We start from the raw sequence: 4,930 nt of genomic DNA on the forward strand, positions 1-4,930 counted from the left end.
TTCCAGCGCCAGGTGGATGATCTGAGCTCGCACATCGTCCGGAATGCGATTCCAGACCCGCTCCGGTCGAGATCGATGATCGGCCAGCGCGGCGCTGCCGCCCTCGCGGTAACGCTCATACCAGCGACAGAACGTGGCGCGTGGGATGCCAAGCTTGTCCAGCGTGCGCTTGGCCGGAAGATGCGATTGCTCGACCAGCTGGATGATCTCGGCCTTCTCAGAGGCGGGATACCTCATGCCTCGTCCTCCCCATCTCCGTTCATGCTTTTTTTGAGCAGACGGTTCTCCAGGGTCAGATCGGCTACGACCTCCTTCAGGGCAGCAGTCTCCCGGCGGAGATCCTTCACCTCGCCGGAGGTCGCAGCTCGCGCCGTGTCGCCTGCTAGGCGGCGCTTGCCGGCTTCGAGGAATTCCTTGGACCAGCCGTAATACATCGAGGCGGCAATGCCTTCTCGGCGGCAAAGATCGGAGATGTTCTCCTCGCCACGCAATCCTTCCAGTACAATGCGGATCTTCTCTTCCGCCGAATACTGCCGGCGGGTCTGGCGCCGAATGTCCTTTAGCACTTGTTCTGCCGGCGCTTTGCCCGGTCCGGATTTCTGCTTCATCTTCGCTCCTGATGGCTACGATGAACCAGAAATCCTCCCTCCGCAAAATCCCTCTGTTTGTCTCACAGGCCCTGACGGCGAACACCGGGCCTTCGTCGAACACTACAATTACGTCCGTTATCATGAGAGCATCGACAACCTCACACCAGCCGATGTCTACTTCGGCAGGGCCGAGGCGATCCTCGCAGAACGAAAACGCATCAAGCGCGACACCATCGCAAACCGCCGCTTGCAGCATCAACTGCAGGCTGCTTAAACTCTAACCCGGATGAGCCAGAGCCTCTCTTCTCAGAACGCCTGATCAGTCTCAAATCATCTGACGACGGACAATCGCTGACAATGGTGCAATCAACAGAGTTGCCGAACGAAACGTTCCGCCCATAAAAAACGAGCCAAGGTGCTTGTCGCGGAAAATTCGTGTGTTGTTATCACCCTGTTCAAGAGCGCCATGACAGCCTCTTGCGAAACCAAGCCGAAGTCGGCCAAGGCGCAAGATGCAAGCTGCGATGAAATCATGTCCGCACGAGCCGCAATCGCCTTTGGCAGTACAAGCGCGAAAGTCTCCTTTGCGTAACCGTGTGGAAATACGTCAGAGCCCAAGCGCTCACGCAAGTAGGAACGGAAAAGTTCCTTGCCCGAGCGAAGTGCAAACGGAAGCTTCGCTCCAAAATTGATCAATCTCGGATCGCCGAATGGGCGGACGGGCCAAAGTCCTCGCGTCGCGAGTGGGCGAGCATGACAAAGACTTGCGAGCAGAGTTGTGGATAGAGTGGCGCTGATGGGGGCGCTAAAAAGGAAGGATGAATGAGCGGCGTCGAGCCCGCGTTTCGTCAACAGGTCTTCTGCAAGCCCAAGCGCGATATCCAGGTGGGGTGAAGACGGAGATCTGGGTTCCTCCTCGTCGCTGCTGAAGCGAGCGCAAAGCTCGTCTCCTCCTATGCCGGACCAGATTATTTCGCAGCCATCACCGCGAAACCGATCCCAGAGTGACCCGAACGCCTCAAGGTAATACTCTGAAATGAGTGGCAAGCGTCCTTTCAGGTCAAGATCTAGATCAATCGCCGGCATGTGGGCGTGCATTTCAACTTTGTGATCGCGGCAATTCAGTGCGCTCAAAATGCTCGCTCGGCGGTCAATCTGCTTGGGGCTACTCCCGTCGCCCAATAGTATCCCGCCACATGCCAGCGATGCTACGCTCTTGCTAACAGCAATTGCGACGGAAGCGGAGTCCATTCCTCCGCTCAGCTCCACAGCGCTTGCGCAGAAGGCCGTCGGCCGCGAACGAACAACCGCCTGAAGAGTATCAGAAAACTCAAGGACATGATTGCTCTTCTCTCGTCCAGAGAGCTCAGGGGCTGATGAAGTTGTCGCGCCGTACTCAAATGACGTTTCCGATCTGTCGACGTACAAGGTCGCGCCAGCAGTCAGCAGGTTAACACCAACGCAGGCTTGTCGCGCAGAGTAGAACGTTCTCATAGATAGATGATGGGCTATAATTTCTGCATCAATCGCTCGCGATTTATCCAAAAGATCCACGAAATCCCAGGAAAGCGTAACCGTACGAGTGCGTTCTTCCACGTGGAAGTAAATTGGGAGGCTGCCTATATGGCCTGCTCGTACACGCAACCGGGGACCCCGGCGAGCCGCCTCGATCACGATAAAATCGAGCGGCCAGTGCATGCAGTCTTGGTAGTGCTGACGAAACTGATCCGTGGACGCATGGGCTATGGCGGCCGAATGGATGCCGGCCCCGTCCGCCACTCCTTGACGCTCGCGTATGACGAAGAACCATTGCTCAGAGTTCGTCACTAACGAGCTCTCAAGGCTCTTATGTTGGAATGGCCAGATGTAGCTTTCACCAAACTCTATCGAACAGCCTTTGACCACAGGATCGACGTTTTCCAGATCGCCTATTTTCAGAGTGGCCTTGAGCATTTGTTCCTGGACTTAAACGTTACCGCCTCTCGTGTGAGAGGCGGTAACGGAGTGACGAATGATCTTAAAGGTAGCCCTGGTTAGCGCTGTCGTTAGGGAAGGGGGCCTTCTCTCCCTCAATAGTGGGAGGTGGCAGCACCGGTAAGGGGAGGTCAGTTGTATCGGGCCGCGATGGCCGCTTAGGCGTGTCTGCAGTTGCGCTCTTCATGTCAATCTCCGGGTGATCGGGCTTCTCGTCGTCTCAAGTCTAGGCTTCAGTAAAAGCCACAGAGAGTGGCGCGGCACCGTGCCGAGCCACAATAAAAAGTCTCTCATGTGAGAAGGCGGGCGACAACCTACCAATGTCGGCAGTTGGATGACGGTGCTGGACAGAATTGGGTTGGTGTCTAGTAACGGTAAACGGCAGCAGATTACGCAGAGCCGCATCTTTACGTGAGATCGTATGGAATTCAGATCGCAAGGCTATGTCAGCCCTCTTAGTGCAAGCAAAGCCCCATTTCCTGGATCCGCCGCAGATCAGGTCGACGATAGCGTATTGTCGCCGGCTTCCGAAATTCTGCATGCGTACTGGCGATCCGATCGGCGCTTGCTTCTCATCGTTGCGGCGGTGGTGCTGATCTCCAGCGCCAGCAGCGTCGCAGGTCCCTATGTATTTTCGTGTCTCATTGATCGTCTTCCGCGCAGCGAAGACATGTCGCAGGTTGCTTGGGGTTTCGCTGGATACGCGGTTTTGGTGGGCGCAGCCTCTGCATTGCAGCGCATGCTGCAGTATCTTTCCTTCATGGCAGCTGAGAACCTAGGATTCATTGCTGCAACTCGCTTCTTCGATCGCATCCTGAGGAAGACCGCAGCCTTTTTTCTTGAGTGCAATCCGGCGGAGATACAGAGTGCGGCCGCTCGCGGGCGCAGCGCACTGACGACGCTGGTCCAGCTTGGGATTGTCGTCTTCATCCCTGCTTCAACGCAGCTTCTGCTTACGCTCGTTACCCTCGGCGCGCTCCTCAATATCCAGATCGCTGCAATCGTCGCCATTTATGGAGCAATCGCGATTGCATTGACGTGGATTTCCACGCGTCAGGCCCGCACGTTCGTGGATGCGGCGGTCGAAGCCGGACAGGAGAATGCTCGGTTCGTCGGTAACGTCATGAACGCGATGGACACGTTGCGCCATTTCGGCAGTCACTCCTGGATGAACGAACGCTTTATGATAAGGGCGCGGGAGGTGCGTGATAACTGGCAAGCCTACGTGTTGCAACGACTGCTCTACATCGCCGTGCTCGGCTTCGCCGTCGCGCTACAATTTGCGGTCACGCTTCTCCTTCTTATACCTGAATACCACGCCGGCGGGGTCACCATCGGCGATATGGTGCTATTCAATACGCTTCTACTTCAGCTCAATATGCCCTTCGAGACGGTCGCCAGGGCGATCTCTGACGTGGCGCGGTCGCGAGCCGACCTCATCCCTCTAGGTAGACTGTGGGCCGCACCAGAAGAGCGGCAAGCATCTCATGCTCACGATTTCAAGCCCTCCGCTGGCCAGCTCTCTTTCGAGAGCATTGGGTATGCCTACGACAACGGTCGCGGCGTTACCGACGTCTCGTTTAAGGCCGGGCGCGGCGGGATTACTTTTCTTGTCGGTGAGACCGGTTCGGGGAAGTCCACGATCTTTAAGCTCGCCCTGAAATCGATTGAGCCCGACTACGGCCGAATTCTCGTCGACGGAACCGATATAGCGAGCATCGATCGCGCGGATTGGTATGCCGCAGTTGCTGTCGTGCCGCAGGACGTGATGTTACTCAATGAGTCGCTAGCTGACAACATCTTGTTAGGACGGCCCCGCGACGAGGTACGCCTTCGCGGTGCGTCGAAAGAAGCCGCTATTCTCCCGTTGATCGAGGCGCTGCCAGAAGGATTTGAAACAACCGTTGGAGAACGCGGCTTGAAGCTTTCCGGCGGGGAGCGACAGCGCGTTGCTATTGCCCGCGCGCTCTATGGCCAGCCGGCGATCCTTCTTCTCGACGAGGCTAGCTCCGCGCTCGACGAACGAACCGAGCGGGACATTATGGACCATATACGCACCCTAGCGAAGGATGTGACTGTGCTAGCGATCACTCATCGGAGAGGTGTCATCTCTGCGAGCGACGTCGTGGTCGATCTGACCGACTGCGGCTTGTCAGTGACTTAGACGACCGACATGAAAAACTACCTACAAGATCCCAAGCACTGGCGCGACCGCGCCGAAAAAACCAGATTTGGAATCAGTCGGCCGTGAAGAACGCCGGATTTCAACTCGGGACGAATTGAAGTCGGACCGTGAGCTGGGCGAGGAACTGGCGCAACAAGAGCTCGAGCCAGCGGATGAGACGCCGGAAGTTGTAGCCCGCTGC

General features: G+C 56.8%; 2 protein-coding genes and 2 pseudogenes. 2 read left to right on the forward strand and 2 right to left on the reverse strand.

Annotated elements, in window-relative coordinates; translation table 11 throughout:
* Positions 1–608 (reverse strand): annotated as a pseudogene (locus AC0QUY_RS42120) (transposase); the annotation flags it as partial.
* An 88-nt stretch (positions 609–696) separates the two neighbouring features.
* Between AC0QUY_RS42120 and AC0QUY_RS42125 the strand changes: the two are divergent.
* Positions 697–864: pseudogene (locus AC0QUY_RS42125) on the forward strand (IS3 family transposase); the annotation flags it as partial.
* A 92-nt stretch (positions 865–956) separates the two neighbouring features.
* Here the strand turns inward: AC0QUY_RS42125 and AC0QUY_RS42130 are convergent.
* Positions 957–2,543 carry an adenine nucleotide alpha hydrolase family protein gene (locus tag AC0QUY_RS42130; RefSeq protein ID WP_246738547.1) on the reverse strand — a complete coding sequence of 529 codons (1,587 nt, stop codon included), beginning with the start codon at positions 2,541–2,543 and terminating at the stop codon, positions 957–959.
* Positions 2,544–2,985: 442 nt separating this feature from the next.
* On the opposite strand from AC0QUY_RS42130, the gene AC0QUY_RS42135 reads away from it, so the two are divergent.
* A complete protein-coding gene (locus AC0QUY_RS42135; protein WP_246738548.1) occupies positions 2,986–4,728 on the forward strand; it encodes an ABC transporter ATP-binding protein in 1,743 nt (580 codons plus the stop codon).
* Positions 4,729–4,930: the final 202 nt, after the last annotated feature.

Source organism: Bradyrhizobium sp. WYCCWR15520 (assembly GCF_056174665.1).

Coding starts and splice junctions, on each gene's coding strand:
- AC0QUY_RS42130 (WP_246738547.1), bottom strand. CDS start 2,543: ATGCTCAAGGCCACTCTGAAAATAGGCGATCTGGAAAACGTCGATCCT.
- AC0QUY_RS42135 (WP_246738548.1), top strand. CDS start 2,986: ATGGAATTCAGATCGCAAGGCTATGTCAGCCCTCTTAGTGCAAGCAAA.